Annotated in this window: 12 protein-coding genes; 1 reads left to right on the top strand and 11 read right to left on the bottom strand. The window is 39.8% G+C overall.

Annotated elements, in window-relative coordinates; translation table 11 throughout:
• Positions 1-10: 10 nt before the first annotated feature.
• The 8 genes from P2W71_RS00895 to P2W71_RS00860 form a co-directional block, all read right to left on the bottom strand.
• The gene (locus P2W71_RS00895) at positions 11-814 is read right to left on the bottom strand and encodes a phosphosulfolactate synthase (protein ID WP_276365794.1); all 804 of its coding nucleotides are present in this window, start codon (positions 812-814) and stop codon (positions 11-13) included.
• Positions 814-2,220 (bottom strand): tetratricopeptide repeat protein, encoded by a 1,407-nt coding sequence (locus tag P2W71_RS00890; RefSeq protein ID WP_276365791.1) that lies wholly within the window; start codon positions 2,218-2,220, stop codon positions 814-816. Before P2W71_RS00890 ends, P2W71_RS00895 begins: the two co-directional genes overlap by 1 nt.
• A 56-nt stretch (positions 2,221-2,276) precedes the next feature.
• Positions 2,277-3,263: an NAD-dependent epimerase/dehydratase family protein gene (locus P2W71_RS00885; RefSeq protein WP_276365789.1), complete on the bottom strand. Its 987-nt coding sequence runs from the start codon at positions 3,261-3,263 to the stop codon at positions 2,277-2,279.
• A 50-nt stretch (positions 3,264-3,313) separates the two neighbouring features.
• Complete coding sequence (locus P2W71_RS00880; RefSeq protein WP_276365786.1) at positions 3,314-4,042, bottom strand: CpsB/CapC family capsule biosynthesis tyrosine phosphatase; 729 nt, start codon at positions 4,040-4,042, stop codon at positions 3,314-3,316.
• On the bottom strand, positions 4,042-6,369 hold the full coding sequence (locus P2W71_RS00875; RefSeq protein ID WP_276365784.1) for a polysaccharide biosynthesis tyrosine autokinase: 2,328 nt from the start codon (positions 6,367-6,369) through the stop codon (positions 4,042-4,044). Before P2W71_RS00875 ends, P2W71_RS00880 begins: the two co-directional genes overlap by 1 nt.
• An 8-nt stretch (positions 6,370-6,377) precedes the next feature.
• Positions 6,378-7,049 (bottom strand): polysaccharide biosynthesis/export family protein, encoded by a 672-nt coding sequence (locus P2W71_RS00870; protein WP_276365782.1) that lies wholly within the window; start codon positions 7,047-7,049, stop codon positions 6,378-6,380.
• A 106-nt stretch (positions 7,050-7,155) separates the two neighbouring features.
• Positions 7,156-7,704 (bottom strand): dTDP-4-dehydrorhamnose 3,5-epimerase, encoded by a 549-nt coding sequence (gene rfbC / locus P2W71_RS00865; RefSeq protein WP_276365779.1) that lies wholly within the window; start codon positions 7,702-7,704, stop codon positions 7,156-7,158.
• Between the two features lie 19 nt (positions 7,705-7,723).
• A complete protein-coding gene (locus tag P2W71_RS00860; protein ID WP_276365777.1) occupies positions 7,724-8,836 on the bottom strand; it encodes a glycosyltransferase family 4 protein in 1,113 nt (370 codons plus the stop codon).
• A gap of 170 nt (positions 8,837-9,006) precedes the next feature.
• Here P2W71_RS00860 and hflX point away from each other — a divergent pair, with 170 nt between their 5' ends.
• A complete protein-coding gene (gene hflX, locus P2W71_RS00855; protein ID WP_276365774.1) occupies positions 9,007-10,215 on the top strand; it encodes a GTPase HflX in 1,209 nt (402 codons plus the stop codon).
• Here the strand turns inward: hflX and P2W71_RS00850 are convergent.
• The 3 genes from P2W71_RS00850 to P2W71_RS00840 all read right to left on the bottom strand — a co-directional run bounded on the left by P2W71_RS00850 (position 10,212) and on the right by P2W71_RS00840 (position 17,817).
• The gene (locus P2W71_RS00850) at positions 10,212-14,432 is read right to left on the bottom strand and encodes a CHAT domain-containing protein (protein ID WP_276365772.1); all 4,221 of its coding nucleotides are present in this window, start codon (positions 14,430-14,432) and stop codon (positions 10,212-10,214) included. The genes hflX and P2W71_RS00850 overlap by 4 nt on opposite strands.
• Before the next feature lie 143 nt (positions 14,433-14,575).
• Complete coding sequence (scpA, locus tag P2W71_RS00845; protein WP_276365769.1) at positions 14,576-16,702, bottom strand: methylmalonyl-CoA mutase; 2,127 nt, start codon at positions 16,700-16,702, stop codon at positions 14,576-14,578.
• Positions 16,699-17,817 carry a methylmalonyl-CoA mutase family protein gene (locus tag P2W71_RS00840; protein ID WP_276365767.1) on the bottom strand — a complete coding sequence of 373 codons (1,119 nt, stop codon included), beginning with the start codon at positions 17,815-17,817 and terminating at the stop codon, positions 16,699-16,701. The genes scpA and P2W71_RS00840 overlap by 4 nt, the downstream gene beginning before the upstream one ends.
• Positions 17,818-17,863: the final 46 nt, after the last annotated feature.

The raw sequence follows: 17,863 nt of genomic DNA, 5'->3' as shown, positions 1-17,863 counted from the left end.
TGGCGTGTGCTTAATCAATCTCAAATGGAGGTGCCGTATTTGTGTTTTTTCTTTCGATGCCTAAAAAGTGGAGAAACGTATCACCACGTAAACCCAACCTGATTGTCTCCAAGGGAATTACCTCTTCCGGAGCGATATTACCTAGATTGACATTGGCGCCAAGCAACTTAATAAACCATACTTGCTGCGCTTTTTGTGGCGCTTCCCAGATAATTTTTTCAAACGGAATCTTTGTTAGGATTTCCTGAACTAAACCAGAGCGAACTTCCCCCGTGGAACGGAATAGCCCAACATTTCCTCCTTCTCTAGCTTCACCTATAACTTTCCATGCACCGGCTTCTAGCTCTTTCTGCATCAGTTCTATCCACATATACGGCGGAATAATTTTGTCGGCGTCTTTCGAGCCTACCTCTGAAAGTACTGTCACCTGCTCAGAAAGTTTCGTGATGTAATCACATTTTTTGTCGTGGTCAATGTCCATTGAACCATCGGATACCTCTGCAAAAGACATGTCGTATTTGTCAAGAAGTTTACGGTAATCTTCAAATTGATTCCGAATGACAAACGCTTCAAAAAGCGTTCCCCCAAAATACACTGGGATACCAGCTTCTTTGTAAACTTTCAGCTTGTCTTTAAGGTTAGGTGTGACAAAGGATGTTGCCCATCCTAATTTTACAATGTCAACATGGTCTGCGGATGTGCTTGCAAAATCTTCAGCCTCACGAATGCTCAGGCCTTTATCCATGGCCATGGTAAAACCGTATTGTCTGGGCTTTCTTGTACGCTCAGGCAGATTACTAAGATCGAAATTCATTAATTATTATCTTTTCTAAACTGTTCGATGATCTTATACAAAGCCTTTTGGGTTTCAATTTTTGGGAAGAAATCAAACAAGGCAGTATGTCCATCAAAGTCTAAAATTAATGCATTTTCCAGATAATTAAATGCTTCTTTAAATTGACCGGCCTCAATGAGGTAAACTGTCATGCGATAAAAGAACTCTGCATCATTGGGAATTTCATCAAATCCCTGCGATAACGTTTCTATGGCTTTTGTGTAGTCGCCTTGTTCATAAAATATAAACGACCAATTAAGCCAGATTTCTTTATCAGAAGGATCAAGTTTACTAGCTTCCTCATAGGCATCTATACTCGATATGGTATTTCCAACTTTAAACTCAGCATGGGCAACTGATTTCCAATACTCAGCGTTTTCAGTATTTATCTTTAATGCTTTGTTATAAAAGTGCAGCGCCTGATACCATTTCTCCTGTTTTTCTAAACAGGCACCCGCACCAAACCACGCCTCGTCATAAAGGGTATCCAACTTAGCAGCCTTTTGAAAATATTTTAAACCTAATTCATATTGCTCAAGACTTTCATACGCTGCACCAAGGCAACAATACACTTCGGGGCTCGGCCCTTCGATCTCCACCGTTTTTCGAAAAGCGTCAAGAGCTTTTGTGTATTCACCCATGTTCATATAGGTATTTCCTATGTTGAAATGTGCGGATGCAAACGTGTCATCTATTGTAATAGCATAGTCGTAAGCTTGAAGTGCTTCCTGATATTTTTCAAGTTTATTGTAGACGATACCCAAATTGTACCAAGCGGCCGTTGAGTATGGATCTTCATCGATAAATTTTTGATAGTATTCAATGCTGCTCTCCAACTGACCGGTTAAATCAAGGCAAAAGGCGAGCTCGTACAAAGAACCATCGTGATTGATATTCAGCTCTATCGATTTCTTGTATGCATCAATTGCATTTTGATAGTCTTCCATGCTTTGGTAAGCTAGACCGATGCTATAATAAACTTCATCTTTGTCGTCAGCTAACAACAAAGCTTGTTCATAATTCTGAATAGCATCTGCATGTTTTCCTTGTAGCGAAAGAATTGAACCCTTGGTTAAAAAAATTTCCGGATCATTTGGTTGAAGGGCATGCGCCTGATCTAATAACTCAAGTGCCTGGCTATACTCTTCAAGGTTTGATAAAATCTGTGCTTTGATAGTGATAAGCTCTATAGAAAAAGGATATTGACTTATGGCCTGGTTTACAGCCTGCAGTGCCTTATTATGCTTACCACGGAACATGTAGTGCTCAATGATTTGTTCGTAGGCATCCAAATCAAAAAATTCTGCTTTCTTTTTCCTCAGATGATCTTCAAATCTTCTGATCAGCTCATTGCCTTCTTCTCTTTTGCGATATTCTTTCGACATGCACTAAATCGTTTTCCTAAAATAGGTAAATCTGGGGTAAAGCTAAGGCTTTCGAACTATTTTTTAGAATCGAATTTTTTCGTATAGTAGTCACAGCACCATTCCAGCGTTTTATCAATGGTTTGAAATTCAAAATTTAGGATTTTTTTGATTTTTTTATTATCATAGAAAAAACAAGTTTCCGACAATTGCGCTGTTTCTCTTGTAATCAGTGGCTCTGTTCTTGTAAACCAAGCCCTCAAGGTCTCCATTCGCGCTAACAGTTTTAAAGTTGTCTTCGAGAGTTTTTTTGAGGGCGGTTTTACCTCAAAATCAGCAGCTATTTTTTCGAAAAAATTCTTGAATGAAATGTTTCCTGCGTTAATAATAAAGCGTTGGGCCTGATGAGCGGGTTGCAAAAATTGAACAGCACAAGAAGCCACGTCTCTGACATCGACGTAATTTAAAAGTGCATCGATATAAAAAGGTTTTTGCGCCCACACATATTTGAAAAGTTTTGCGCTGCTTCGGTTCCAATCAGCCGCTGCCAGAATTACAGAAGGATTAAGAATTACAGTGCTCAATCCTTCTTCCTGGGCCCGAAAAACTTCGAGTTCCGCCCGGTATTTTGAGACAGCGTACACACTGTTCATCGGGTTATCCACCCACTTATTATTCTCGTCAATGACCGACTGGTCCTTTTGTCTTCCTAGTGCTGCCACAGAACTGATATGAACCAGCTTCGTAACTTTATGTTCAAGACATGCATTAACGACATTACGCGTACCATAGACGTTGATGTCCATTACTTCATTTGACCGATAAGGATTAAAGGAAACTATTGCAGCAGCATGTATAACATGTGTACAACCAGTCAACGCTTCAGTTAGGGACAGTGGATTTAAAATATCAGTATTACGCCATTCGATTTTTTCTGCAACGTCGCTTAGCAGGGATATATCACTGCCCTCGCGTTTGAGCGCTACAAACGGTCTTTTTTCCTCAATAAGCTTCCTGATAATGAAACTTCCCAGCAGCCCGTTTGCGCCGGTTACAGCAATCATAAGTTCCTGGTTATAATTAATCGCGAAACCTACGTGCTAAAATCGTAATGTCAAAGGGAATTATTCAGTAAAGGAAGTGCAAGCGCTTTCTGAAAATACTTCATTTGCTGTGCTTCTTCAACAAGCCTGACATGTTGAAAGTGATGGCAGTCACTGCCGAGAAGGTGAACCCACCCTTTGTCAATTAATTTTTGCGCAGTTGTTTGAACTATTTTCGAATAGTGACCTGTAATTGAACTTATATTGATTTGAAAAAGTACGCCACGGTCGAGCAAATCCTTTGCTTTGTCGAGGTTATTTTGAATATAAGCGTAACGTTCAGGGTGTGCTAATATAGGTCTGTAGCCTTTTGTAGTTGCCAGGAAAATAAAATCTTTCATGTTGAAAGGCTCATTCAAAAAATTCGTTTCAAAAAGTAGATAGTTTTTTCCAAAGGTTAACATGCGTTGATTCTCATCAACCATTTTATATACTTGTTCGTCAAGATAATATTCAGCAGCAGCTTGAATCTCCATGTCTACTTGCTGATTTTTTAAATAGGTTTGAAGTTTGGCCAGGCGGGCGAGAATTCGTTCTGTCGTATTTCTAAAGGTATCACTCATCACGTGAGGAGAGGTGATAAGTTTTTTATATCCGATTTTTTGAAAATGCAGAATAATATCTTCCGACTCTTCATACGTTTGAACGCCATCATCCAGACCCGGAAGAAGGTGTGAGTGTATGTCAACTGTTAATGCGTTGACTACTTTGTTCGTCTCCTTTTTTGACCAATTAAACACTATGCCTTAATAAACTTTTGAAACCAATTTTTGTTTTGGGGCTCTTCATAATAACCATAACCATACCGCTGTTCTCCGGTGGAAGGTAAAGCATTGAGCACGGTCGTAATATTAGAAAATTTATTAATGTTAATAATGCGCTGCAAATTATAAACAAAGGTTTTTCGTGAATAATCTGCCCGAAAAATATAGATTGAAATATCAGCTTGCTTCATTGCCATTATACCATCCGTTACTAGCCCAACCGGAGGCGTATCCAATATTATATAGTCATAGGTCTTTTTCAGTTCCTCCAGAAGCCCGCTAAATTCACCATTTAACAACAACTCCGACGGATTTGGAGGATGAGGCCCGGACGGTATATAATCAAAATTAGTCAAACCGGTTCGGGCCAAACATTCCTGCCAGGAGTCTTTTCCTATCAATACGGTGCTCATTCCCTTTGATTTGTCACCGATTTCCGTGGGAAGATTTATTTTGGGCTTCCTCATGTCCAAGTCAAGTAAGATAACTTTTTTGCTAGATACGGCCATCACCGCGCCCAGGTTCATCGCTATAAAGGATTTACCCTCGCCGGATACCGTTGAAGACACTGCAATAATTTTTTTATTGGAATTTACTTTGAAGAAATCAAGGTTCGTCCGGAGGGTTTTAATCGATTCACTCACCATTGACTTTGGATGATCGATGACATGAAGCCCGATGTCCGTTGCGTAACGCGATGAAGGGACTACACCTAATACCGGCACATTTGTTATCCTCTCAATCTCTGATACTCCCGAGATTCTATTATTAAGCAGGTATAGTAGTCCGATAAAAATAAGATTTGCAACAATGCTTAGGACAAAACCAATTCCACCAATCATCAATTTGTTCGGAAAAATCGGCGCTGATGGAAAAGTTGCAGGAGAAAGAATTTTAAAATCCTGAATGCTTCCTGCCTGGGCAATTTCAAACTCAGATTTTGATTGCATCAACGATAAATAGAATTGTTCATAGAGTTTATAAAACCGCAAATTTTTTGAGAACTGAGTGCTTTTATCAGGTATGCCTGCAAATTCAGATTCGAGTCTTTGCTTTCTTTTATTGGCATCTTCAAGATTTTTAACCGTCGCATTTTTTAATTCCGATAACTGGCTGATTATTTTTTCTCTCAGTGCATCGACCTCCTGTTGCTTTTGCCGGAACGCGAATGTTATCTCGCTGTGAGAAAGTTTAAGTTTATTCATTTCCAAGTAAAGCTGCTCCAGCGTTTCCATGTTTCTGGAAACAGAAGCAGGTAGCGCTTGCTGTTGTGAAAGCGAAATAATAAAATTTTCTTTCTCTAAATTTGTAAGTAATTGATCAAGTTCATTTGACTTCTGGGATAACTCGAAGCGTTGTGAATCAATTCTATTAATAGCTAATACTGTTTTTTTCAGATCGTCATCTAGATTATTCGTTTTATTTTGGAGTGTGAAGTTTTCAAAATAATTTTCATAATCTTCCATTTTTGTTTCAATAGCCACGAGTTCATTCGATACCCAGTCAATCTTTTGTTTGTTGGCAAGGTTTTTTTGTTCATTACTATATTGAAGATATAATGTATCAATCTTATGAAGAATGTTCTGAGCTTTATAAGGGTTGTGATCTTTAAATGATATACGTATTGTATTGGCATTAAAGTTCAGCGGCTCTGCGGTGAGATTGGTTAACAAATAATCCAGCAATAGATCGCGGCTGTTGATAATGAAGAAATAACCAACCTCATCTCCCTTTGAAAAATTTTTGTTTTTTACAATGGTAAGTGTAACGCCTCGCGCGATTACCGGGGTGTTGTATGTCCCCTTTACTTCTTCACCGTTATTACCAATCGTTAATGTAAATCCATTATTGCGTTCTTCTTCAAAATATAGCGGAATATTTAATAGAGACCTTGGGTTTGAATTATAGGAAACAAAAAAAGGAAGGCTTTGGTAAAGTTCTTCATTCAGCACTCTTCCTATACTGTAATAGCTAATGTCAAGTTTAGTTGAGTCGAGTACCCGGCTAAGGAATAAGCGGGACTGAATGATTTCTATTTCTCCTGAAATAAGATTTAAATTTTGATCTTCGATAGCACTCTTGATACCAAATTCCGTCGCCTCTTGTTTTACATCTAATTTAAGATCCGACGACGACTGGTATAAATTTTTAGTATAACGATTAAAAAGATATGCTGTGAAGTTGAAAACAAAAAATATAATAACAATCCACATCCAGTTGTTTCGGACAGCAATTTTAAGTTTATTAAAATCGATGCCCTCAACAGCATTGGATTGAACTTGTATTTGCTTGTGATCTTCCACAGTCATTATTATTCGCGTAGCAAAACGACAATCAAAGTTGTTAATGTTGTTACTATACTAAGAATGGGTGCATAATCACGTACACCTTCTGTTAATGGCTTTCGTATAGGTTCTACATAAACGATATCTCCTGACTGAATCAGCAGATTGTTTTTTAGATATCCGTCAAATGTACTCAAGTCGGCAACGAATACCTGGTCTCCGCGCAGTACTCGAATGTTTTGCGATTTAGCATCATTACTTAACCCTTTGGCTAGTGCAAGTACTTCGACCAGGTGAATGTTTTCGTTTGTCAAAGGAATGACTTGTCCGCCAGGCGCACCTAAAACGATAACGCGCTTGTTGATATATTTAAGCAGTACATAAGCATCAGTATAAAATTTAGCGTACGCCTGTTGTAATACATCTTCAGCCTGTCTGATGGTTAGACCTTCCAATTTCACTTCCCCAATCATTGGAAATTTGGAAACGCCACTTGCATCGACAAAATAAGTTGGCTTCGTCGTTTCTGCACGTTGTGCACCCTGTCCGGAAGCCGACTTAAATTCAGAGTCAATTATTTTTTCGCCCTTATTTGAAAAGACATCTGCCTCCAGGTAATCATACCGTTGGATGGTATAATTTTTTTCTGCAGCATCAATTTGCTGTTTGAGGGCATAACCTTCGGGCACCTGGAACATAATATTTTGCTTATATCCGCAGGAAAAAAATAATAAAGATGAAAAAAGTAACAGTATCCTGTTCTTACAAAAAATGTTTTTCAACGTATTAAAAAATTATTCAATCTTATGATAGTACTGAATTCTCCAGGAGTTCTGCCAACAATGGGAGTTCTTCATCCTTTGATGACACAATCGGATTTTTAACCTCCCAATTAATATTTAACTCCGGATCATTCCATCTAATTCCTGATTCAGATTGTTTATTATAGACATTTGAACATTTATAAAAAAAAATGGAATCCTCAAGCGCTGCAAAGCCATGTGCAAATCCTTCGGGAATCATAAGCATGTTTCGTTTACTGCTCTCCAACAGGCAATAATATATTTGCTTAAAAGTTTTGGATGAAGGACGAAGGTCAACAACTACATCCAGCACTTTTCCAGAAACCACGGTAACAAGCTTAGCCTGCGCATAAGGTGCATGCTGAAAGTGAAGTCCGCGAACAACGCCTTTTTTAGAGAAGGATTGATTTTCCTGACGAAAGGTATAGTGAATGTTATGTTTTTGAAAAGTTTCGTCTTTATAAAACTCATAAAACCATCCCCTGTTATCTTCAAAAATCACAGGAACAATTTCTATCAAGCCTTCGAAGCCTGTAGTCTTTATTTGCATGGGTCTTTTTGTGCTCTTGTTAAGAGGCTTGCTTTAGTTCAACTAAAGCGGCAAGATACTTATTAATAACAAGAGATTCATCATACTCGGCTTCCATCTTGGCCCTTCCATTTGTACCAAATTGCTGTAATTTTTCATCAGAAAGTGCCGCCATAGCTTTCATTTTATCTGCAAGGTCATCTGCGTCCTTGAGTTTGCATAGGAAGCCGTTAATGTTGTGCTCTACAACATTATTACATCCGGGCACATCTGTTGCAATAATGGGCTTAGAGGAGCTGGCGGCCTCCAATAATGTTCTGGGAGTTCCTTCCCGGTAAGAAGGGAGTACCACACAGTCAGCATTTTTAATAAATTCCCGGACGTCGTTTGTTGTACCCAGGTATTCAATGGTTCCCGTGTTAATCCATTCGGCAATCAAATCGACTTTAATGCCGCGCTTGTGTAAAGGGTCCATTGCACCCAATACTTGAAAGTGAGCATCGACGCCGTTGGACTTCAGTTTTTTTACAGCATCTATAAACTCTATAACGCCTTTGTCGGTTATTAACCTTGAAATTAATAAGAAGGTGAATTTTTCGTTACGCTTGAACGAAGTGGGTTGGAACTTTGTAAGGTCTATACCAGAACCCGGTAATGTATCCACTGCGTTGGGAAGAACTAATTTCTTTTCAACGAAAAGCTTTTGATCATCTGGATTCTGAAAAAAAACCTTGCTTGCAAATCTGAAACTTAATCTATAGAGAAAGATCGCAATTGCGGATACTAAATTATCTTTCAGGAAGACTGTACCTAAACCGCAGACATTGTTGATAACGGGTATCCCTAGTAACGCTGCTGCTATGGTACCATAAACATTCGGCTTGATTGTGTAATGAAGGATTACGTCGGGTTTAACTTTCCGGTAGATCGAGTATAACTCAACAATAAGTGCGGAATCTTTTATCGGGTTTGCACCACGACTATCCATCTTAACTTTATGATGCGTACATCCAGCTTGACGTATCAATGGCGTGTAAGCATCTTCGGGAGCAATGGTGTGCACTTCATACCCTTGCTTCAATAAGCTTTGAATAAAGTTCATCCGGAAATTATAAATATTCCAGGATGTGTTGAGGACAATAGCAATTCTCATGGGCTCTGGTTGAGAACTTTTGGGAAACTTATACTGACCTCGGAGTCGTATAAATCTCTTATGTTTTTCTCAGGTGTAGATACAAATGGGTAGTAAAATGTAACTATGTGAAAACATTAAAAAAATATGCATTATGTTTGAAAAAACTACTTTAAAGACATTGTCACATAATGGGTCAACAAGATAACAAAGCAATCCTAATCGCCATAGGCAACCCCCGGGATGCGGCTGAAACGCAAGAGCATTTAGATGAGCTGTCTTTCCTCGCAGAGACAGTTGGTATATACACTATTGAACAATTCGTACAAAATCTTACACATCCGGATGCACGCTTTTTTGTCGGAAAGGGTAAGCTTAGCGAGATACTTGATTTTGTAACAGCAAATAAAGTCACCAATGTAATTTTTGATGATGATTTATCACCTTCGCAACTCCGGAATCTTGAAAAAGAATTCAATCCTCAGGATTCCGAAGGACCAACAGTTCGAATCTATGACCGAAGCTTGCTGATCCTCGACATTTTTTTATGGCGCGCGCAAACTGCCCAAGCGAAAACGCAAGTCGAATTAGCAAGAAATCAATACTTACTGCCCAGGTTAACCCGGATGTGGACTCACCTTGAAAGGCAGCGTGGAGGAACAGGAACGCGGGGTGGTTCCGGTGAAAGAGAATTGGAAACTGACCGAAGAAACATCCGCAATCAGATCGATATTCTCAAAGAGAAGTTAAAGAAAATTGAAAAACAACGAATCACCCAACGGAAGTCTAGGGGCAACGTTGTAAGGGTGGCACTTGTTGGATATACCAACGTTGGAAAATCTACTTTGATGAATTTGCTGTCAGGCTCGGGTGTTCTCGCTGAAAATAAACTTTTTGCGACAGTCGATGCCACAGTTAGAAAAGTGACTTTTGGAAACATACCCTTTTTGCTTTCAGATACAGTCGGATTCATTCGAAAACTACCACATCATTTGATTGAGTCTTTTAAATCTACCCTGGATGAAGTACGCGAAGCTGATCTTTTGCTTCATGTGGTTGACCTTGCGCATCCATATCATGACAATCAAATTGAAGTTGTTTCTAAAACGCTACAGGAAATCGGAGCTGCCAACATTCCAACGATATTGATTCTGAATAAAATCGACCTATATAAAAAGCAGGGACATGATTTTAATATGGAAGAAATGAAAGGCTATTATCGTGAAATGGGGTACGAAAAAGTAATCTTTGTTTCAGCTACTTCAAATGAAAATATCATTGCGTTGAAGCAGATGATTTTTGAAGAAGTAAAACAAAAGCACCTCCAGCTTTATCCGAATTTTTTAAAAGACGGCGGCTATGAATTTTCTCCCTGGCCGTTGAACGAGGAAGAACTTTAATCCAATCCTATCATGATAAAGGCTCCCCAATAAATTGGATCAGGGTAGTTTACTCTTAATTCTTTCTTTGCATCGATAAAACTTTGACGGAGATTTCCTGAATTCAACCACTTCTGATAGAAGATTAACATTAATTTTTGAGTTGCTTCATCGTCTACTTTAAACATACTCATGATGAGAACTTTTGCTCCTGCAACAAGAAATGCACGTTGTAATCCATAAACGCCTTCGCCTGCTTCAAGATCTCCTAAGCCCGTTTCGCACGCGCTTAATACAACGAGATCTGTTTTATCAAGATTCAGATTCATTGCCTCGTATGCGGTGAGAATCCCGTTCTCCATGTTGTAATTGTATTCGGTTTTTTCCATCAGATCGCCCGCACCTTTTAAGAGTAGTCCTGTGCGCATCAAAGGGTTTTGATTTAGCGTGGCATCATTTGCGCGTAACCCGTCTTCCAAAGTGATTTGGGCGGTTGGGCGATAAAACCCATGTGTCGCAATATGGAAAATTTTGGGACTGTTTATTTCTTTTATGTTTTCCTCCGAAGCTGAGGTTTCAACGAACTCAGCCGTAAGCCATCCTTTTTGTTTCAGCATAAACTGAACTTGGTTCACTTCCTTTTCCGTTCCTGGCAATGCAGACAAACTCTTGTTTGCAGAAGCAGTTAAATAGAAGGTTGGATTGCCAAACATGGACGCTGTATTTTCAGGAAGACTTAATCTTGTTGAAATCTTTCTGATATACATGTCTTTCGTGTTACTCACCAACACAATGTTTGCATTATCAATCACATATCTTCCGTCAGGCGTTGGTATAGCCTCAAGGTTAATTTGGTTATAGATGCCATCGGCGGATAAATAAATTGTAGATGCCTGCCCAATTTCATCCTGAATTGGTTTCCAGAAGATGTTATATGAAACGTCATCTGGTATTCGTCCTGTAATGGCGTTGCGATAATATTTAAAGAAACGGGTTTCCATTTTTTTTCCGTCCTTCAAAAGGATCGATTTTGGTTTGTTTGTTTTGGGTTTTAAATAGAGCGCTGCATAAATAACCGAATCGGTAAAATCGTGATTGAAATGTCGGTAGCGCACCATCTCGATGGCAACCTCATTTTCTTTCAATGATTTTTTAACATCTTCAAAGGTCATGCGTTTTGTTTCAAAACTTTGACCAAAAAGTTCTGACCGTTGGCTGAGATTCTTTTCAAGTTGTTCGACTTCCTGCTGTAGCGAAGCCGGCTCAATATTGTTTTCTGTAAGTTGGGCCGGGCTCATGGAAAGCGCTACGGTTAACAGCTCTTTCTTTTGAAGCCAGGTATTATACTGTTCTTTAAGTGCAACATCCGTACTGTTAAGGATTCGTTCCCGAATTTTAATTGACGAACTGAGCAATAAAGCTTTTGTTAGTAATTGATAATCGTAAATTTTTCCGGCCAGATCCTTGAAGTCATCCAGGTTGCTAAAGGCAAGTGTATTGTAAAACTCGAAATCTGTTTTAATGGTATTCCAGTATTTGGCTTTTTCACGTTCGCTTAATGCAGGAAAAAATTGTTTAATGAAGCTTTCGTAGTTAGTGAGCGATTCTTCAATCAAACGTTTTGAGCGTTTGTAATCTTTCTGCATGTAATGGACTTTGCTGAGTTTTGAAAGAACCTTTACATATTCCGGATGTGAAATGCTGAAGAATTTTTCATACAGATCTTTCGATTGATTGTAAAACTCCTCAGCCTTTTTGTAGTTTTTTAGCTGATAATACACATCGCCTGTCAAAGTGTAAATACTCGCTGCGTTGATATTGTACTTTGTACCGGTCTTTGCCCGCCAAATGCTTTCCGCAGTGGTCAGAGAGTTAAATGCGATCTCGAATTTTTTTTCTGAGATATAAACCACTGCCACATTTTTGAGTACTTCTGCATATTGAGGATTATCCTTCCCAAGTTTTGTAGCAATGATATCACGCGCTTCCAACATTAACTTTTCAACTTCAGCCCGGCTGTCTCCTTTGTAGAATTTGATAAGTCCAAGTTGTGCGAGTGATTTTGCAACCTCTATGTGATTTCTTCCAAATTGTTTTTCCTGACTCGTTATCGCATTCGTTGCGTTTAATTCTGCTTTATCATAGTCTCCAAGCGTATAATTAAGATCGCTTAATAGGATTTGCGTTGGAGCTGTCTTAGTAGAAATGCTGCCATAAATGGATGTTGCTATTTGATTGGCCCGTAAAGTAGTTCGCTCCGCTTCAGTATAGTCACCTTTCGCCAGGAAAATTCTTCCCTTATTAACAAGCGGCTCTATCAGTCGAAGTGAATTTTTTCCATATAATTTTTCATATTCCGGAATTTGTATTTGCAATAGCTTGCTTGCATCCGAGTAACGGCCAAGCTGGATAAACAACGAAGTGAGTTCCTCCGCTGCCGATAGATCACTTCCTACCAATATCTCGGCTTTCGCTATCAACTTCGCCGATTTGCTAAGGTTGTCCTGTGCCTCGTCAAACAAACCTTTCACGCCGAACAATTTCGCTTGCGTCTCAATTACATGTACATAATCTTCAATACGTTTGTCACCTTTCCGATACTCTTCTAAAATCTTCAACGATTTTTCAATATTCTGCTCAGCACGTTCATATTGTCCGAGTTTAATCTGGAGTTGTGCAATCCGATCAAGCTCAATTCCATAATCAGGGTCTTTATCGCTGAATTTTGATCGGGCAACATCAGACGCTTGATCCAGCGTCGCAGATGCAAGTGCATACTTATCTGTATACTCATAAAGTGTAGCGAGATGGTTAAGAATTTCGAGATGATCTTTATGCCAAGGCCCTATTTGCTTCGAAACAAATTTGATGTAACTCTCATCAAATATTTTTCCGGCTTCTTCAATTTTGTTTGTATAATCAAGGTAATAGCCTGCCAAACGTATTCGTGCCAGGTGATATTCGGGAGATGTCTCACCATACAACTCTTTCCTGATTTCAGCCAATTGCGAAAGGTACTTTTCAGCATTTTCATATTTTCTCTGTTTTTGAGATATATCATGTAAAAATTTCAGAATCCGTTCGGTGGTTCTATAATTTTTAGGCAGCGTTTCTGATTTAAGAATTGCCAATGCATCCTTCTCAATATCTTTGGTTTTATCTTTTTCGAGTTTCGAATCAAATTCAACAGCCTGTAAATTGATATGAACTAAACTTGAGCGTGTAAAATAGTTGTCGATAATTTTTTCATATTCCTGTTTTACGCTTAGATATTTATTCTTATCGCCAACTTCCAGCAATTGGTGTAAATAAGCCAGGTAGATTTCATGACCTAACGTATTGGTGGGTGTTGCTCTTTTCTTATAGTCGCTCAAGATGTTATCGTACTGAAGTTCTTTCTCGCGATCCTCATTTCCATTGTCTACGAGCATTTGTGCGTACAGAAAATTGTTTTGCACCAGGGTTAGCGTTGTCTCACCCATAAAGCGTTGATTTTTTCTAATCCATGTCTGCGTTGCTTTAAAAGCAGAATCTGCTGAGATCAGATTTCCTTTTTTTGCATAGGCATTTGAAATGAGCATGAGTAACTTTGCATAGTCAGTAAAGCGAGGTGCCAGCTCTTCGAAAGGAACACGCTGCGTTTTGATATTTGCTCCTTCTACTAAGGTTTCTTTCTCGACTGCCCGGCCTGCGAAATAGCTTTCGACGCTGCGAAGCAGTGTGATCGCGTCATTGCTAAAGCCTTGTCCCGTCATCGCGTCTGCTTCTACTAAAGCGATGCGGGATTTTAAAATTTCCGTTAATTGATTTGTGTTAGCGAGAAGATCACGTGCGCGGTCTACATATTCGCGGCTGACACGATGATTTCCAAATTCATTATAGATGGCGGCAACATCGATCAGCGTGGATGCATAACTTGTGCTGTTGTCACCGTAAATACTAGCACTGCTCAGCAATGCGTTATCCAAGGTTTTATCAAAATCTTTCAGCAAACCTGAGGCAAGATTGATGCGGGCCTCTCTTATGTACAGGGCGGGCACATACGGATTTTTTTGACCCATTTTTGCAACGATGGTCTTCCGTAACTTGTCGAGCGCACCAAGCGCCTTGGGGAAGTTTCCTTCAGCATAATATGAGTCTAATTTCCTGAGGCTTTTATCAAATTTTTTGTTTTGCGAAAATGAAGGCTGAATAGCAATAATAAGCAACACTAAGGCAAGTGGCCTGGCGGTTTTCATGACTTCGGGTTTATGATGTAGGACTAATCTAATGAATTAGAAAGATTTATCCCGAATGATCGCTAATGGTAAGTGTAAGAAATTTGAGGCAATAGCAGTTTCCAGGGATGTCACAACGTCGGAACTTGTATACCTCCTCATTTTTAGGGCACGTCCATCAATTTCATTAAGATTTCTTTTGCAGCATGCGTAATGATTGTCCCCGGGCCAAATATAAATGCTACACCATGCTTGCGAAGAAAATCGTAATCTTGCGGCGGAATGACGCCACCTGCTACAACCATGATATCTTCTCTTTTAATTTGCTTTAGAGATTCAATCAGTTCCGGTATCAATGTTTTATGGCCACCTGCCAAACTTGAGATACCAACAATGTGTACATCATTTTCTGCTGCCTGCATAGCAACCTCTGCCGGTGTCTGGAACAGTGGACCGATATCAACATCAAAACCAAAATCCGCAAAACTTGTAGCAATAACCTTTGCCCCGCGATCATGACCATCCTGACCGATTTTGGCTACAAGGATGCGGGGACGTCGTCCATCTAATTTTGCAAACTGGTCTGATAGTTTTCTTACCTCTTCGATTTCGTTTTGATCTTTCATTTCTTTCGAATAAATACCTGAAATGATTTGGCTTGTGGCTTTGTACCGCCCAAATACAGACTCCAGCGCACTGGATATTTCTCCTAAGGTAGCGCGTTTCCTTGCTGCGTGTATCGCCACCTCCAGCAAATTGGCTTTAGAATTTTTGGCGGCCTCTGTTAATGCATGCAGTGCTTGTTCAACGTCTTCTCGATTTCGTTCTGCCTTTAACTTTTTTAATCGCTCAATTTGTTCGTTTCGCACCATCGAGTTATCAACCTCTAATATTTCGAAGTCGGGAGCTTCATTGACTTTATATTTATTCACTCCAACAATTACATCTTCGCCCGAATCAATTCGAGCTTGTTTTGCTGCGGCAGCTGCTTCGATGCGCAGTTTAGGAAGACCACTTTGAATTGCTTTTGTCATGCCGCCAAGTACTTCTACTTCCTGGATCAACTCCCAGGATTTTTCTGTTAGCTGTCCCGTTAGATTTTCCAGGTAATGAGAACCTCCGAACGGATCGACGACTTTAGGAATGCCGGTAAGCTGCTCAATATAAAGCTGCGTATTCCGGGCTATACGCGCTGAAAAATCAGTAGGCAATGCGATTGCCTCATCGAGTGAATTGGTATGGAGCGATTGAGTCCCACCGAAGACGGCGGCCAAAGCTTCAATGCAGGTACGGGTAACGTTGTTATATGGATCCTGCGCAGTGAGACTCCATCCGGAAGTTTGGCAGTGCACGCGTAAAGCCATTGACTTGGGATTACCAGGATTGAATTGCTTAACCATTTGAGACCACAAAACGCGCGCTGCACGCATCTTTGCGATCTCCATAAAAAAATTCATCCCAATGCCCCAGAAAAATGAAAGCCGCGGGGCAAAGTCATCAATAGCGATTCCTGCTTTTAATCCGGCACGAATGTACTCCAATCCATCTGCCAACGTATAGGCTAACTCTAAATCTGCAGGTGCCCCAGCCTCATGCATATGATAACCACTAATGCTGATGGAGTTGAATTTGGGCATGAACTTCGAAGTGTATGCGAAAATGTCTGCTACAATTCGCATGGATTCTTCCGGAGGATAGATGTAGGTGTTTCGCACCATAAACTCTTTCAGGATATCATTTTGGATTGTACCACTGAGTTGTGCAGGAGACACGCCTTGCTCTTCAGCAGCAACAATGTAAAATGCTAGGACAGGAATCACAGCGCCATTCATGGTCATAGACACTGACATTTTATCCAACGGAATTTGATCGAAAAGCATTTTCATGTCAAGTACAGAATCGATCGCAACACCAGCTTTTCCAACATCACCTGCCACCCGTGGATGATCTGAATCGTAGCCCCTATGCGTAGGTAGATCAAAGGCAACGGAGAGTCCCCGTTGTCCCGCTGCTAAATTTTTTCTATAAAAGACATTGGATTCCCTGGCCGTTGAAAAACCCGCGTACTGCCTGATCGTCCAAGGCCGGGAAGCATACATCGTAGCATAAGGTCCCCGAAGGTAGGGCGGTGTTCCGGCATTGAATCCTAAATTGAAATTGAGATTATCTTCCTTTGTGTAGAAACTATGAATAGCAATTTTCTCTGCACTAGTCCATATATTTTTCTTCCGTACCTCCGGTATTGGAGGCGTAAATTGATTGAAACGTATGGTTGAAAAGTCTGGCTTCATGCGCGCATTTTATTTTGAAAATCATTCCACGCGGATTGCGAAAACTGGTGCACCATATTTTCGATAACATAAGCGCCTGCCAGCGGATCGAAAACTTTATCAAGATGGCACTCCTCTTTAAGGATGTTACTAACATTTATCCCTATTCTGTTTAGGGTATCGTTAAGATCATCTTCGGGGCATAATGTTAGCGAGTTACATCCACCCAATATTGACGCCAGCGCATGTGCCGTATTTTTCAATATGTTTCCATGGGGCTGAAAATTTTCTGAACTCCATTTTTCAGCAGTAACATGTAGATGTAATTTGTCAGGCGTATAAGATGAAATTTCAAAAGCCTGCGACAATTGATACCATAAAAGTCGCATAGCTTTAAGTTTAGCGATAGTAACAAAAAAATTGTCGTCACTTGTTAATGATAAACTGATCGCGCTGAATACATTTTCTTTTGCCATACCCTGGTTGGTTAATGAATCCATTAATAATGCCGCCTTTTCCAGACCCTGTGAAATTTCCTGAGTTGGAGATGAAGGTTGTATAACGATTCCTAACGCGTAGTAATTTTCCAGCGCTTGAAAATTGATCGTTCGCACTTCAACTTTTGTTGAATGATATATTGATCCTTTCAACGCTGACAGGGTGTAGTTTTTTTTTCTGGCATGGGAGGTAAGTTTCGAAAAAAGTTTAGCCCCATTCGATGTGGAAAAAGATAATGAACAAAATGGCCAATGTATTTTGTTCAACAAGACATCGATATCGAAATCCTCGTGACCTGTTACGTCAAATAAGATTCCATCAGCTCCAGCTGTCAGGTTTCTCAATGCGAGCGCATTGGCTTCATCTTCGTCTTTCACAAATACTCGTGAAACACTTCCCCAGGCATTTTTTTCTAAAGCGCTGTCGTGAGATTTGACCTGGAAGTTTTTTAAATATCCCAGAGATTTTAAATCTTCTTCATCGTAATAGGGATAAAAGTTGAGTCCGTCAACTTTCCAACTTAAATTATCTATTGTTTTTTTTTCTGTAAGCTCTTGCAAAGCCGTGCGAAGCCACTCTTCCTTGCCTCCCTGAGAAAAAGATTCACGTAGAATGTGATGAATTGATGGTTCTGGCATGTCTAAAAATAATTTCTATCAATTTTAAACAAGTTTTGGCAACAGG

The sequence above is a fragment of the Chryseolinea sp. H1M3-3 genome (assembly GCF_029360725.1).
Lineage (GTDB): Bacteria > Bacteroidota > Bacteroidia > Cytophagales > Cyclobacteriaceae > Chryseolinea.
This window is presented reverse-complemented; position numbering and strand designations above follow the sequence as displayed.

Bases quoted from the DNA above. Each gene is read 5' to 3' on its own strand.
- P2W71_RS00890 (WP_276365791.1), bottom strand. From the start codon at position 2,220: ATGTCGAAAGAATATCGCAAAAGAGAAGAAGGCAATGAGCTGATCAGA.
- P2W71_RS00870 (WP_276365782.1), bottom strand. From the start codon at position 7,049: ATGTTCCAGGTGCCCGAAGGTTATGCCCTCAAACAGCAAATTGATGCT.
- rfbC (WP_276365779.1), bottom strand. From the start codon at position 7,704: ATGCAAATAAAGACTACAGGCTTCGAAGGCTTGATAGAAATTGTTCCT.
- P2W71_RS00885 (WP_276365789.1), bottom strand. From the start codon at position 3,263: ATGATTGCTGTAACCGGCGCAAACGGGCTGCTGGGAAGTTTCATTATC.
- scpA (WP_276365769.1), bottom strand. From the start codon at position 16,702: ATGAAGCCAGACTTTTCAACCATACGTTTCAATCAATTTACGCCTCCA.
- P2W71_RS00860 (WP_276365777.1), bottom strand. From the start codon at position 8,836: ATGAGAATTGCTATTGTCCTCAACACATCCTGGAATATTTATAATTTC.
- P2W71_RS00850 (WP_276365772.1), bottom strand. From the start codon at position 14,432: ATGAAAACCGCCAGGCCACTTGCCTTAGTGTTGCTTATTATTGCTATT.
- P2W71_RS00840 (WP_276365767.1), bottom strand. From the start codon at position 17,817: ATGCCAGAACCATCAATTCATCACATTCTACGTGAATCTTTTTCTCAG.
- P2W71_RS00895 (WP_276365794.1), bottom strand. From the start codon at position 814: ATGAATTTCGATCTTAGTAATCTGCCTGAGCGTACAAGAAAGCCCAGA.
- hflX (WP_276365774.1), top strand. From the start codon at position 9,007: ATGGGTCAACAAGATAACAAAGCAATCCTAATCGCCATAGGCAACCCC.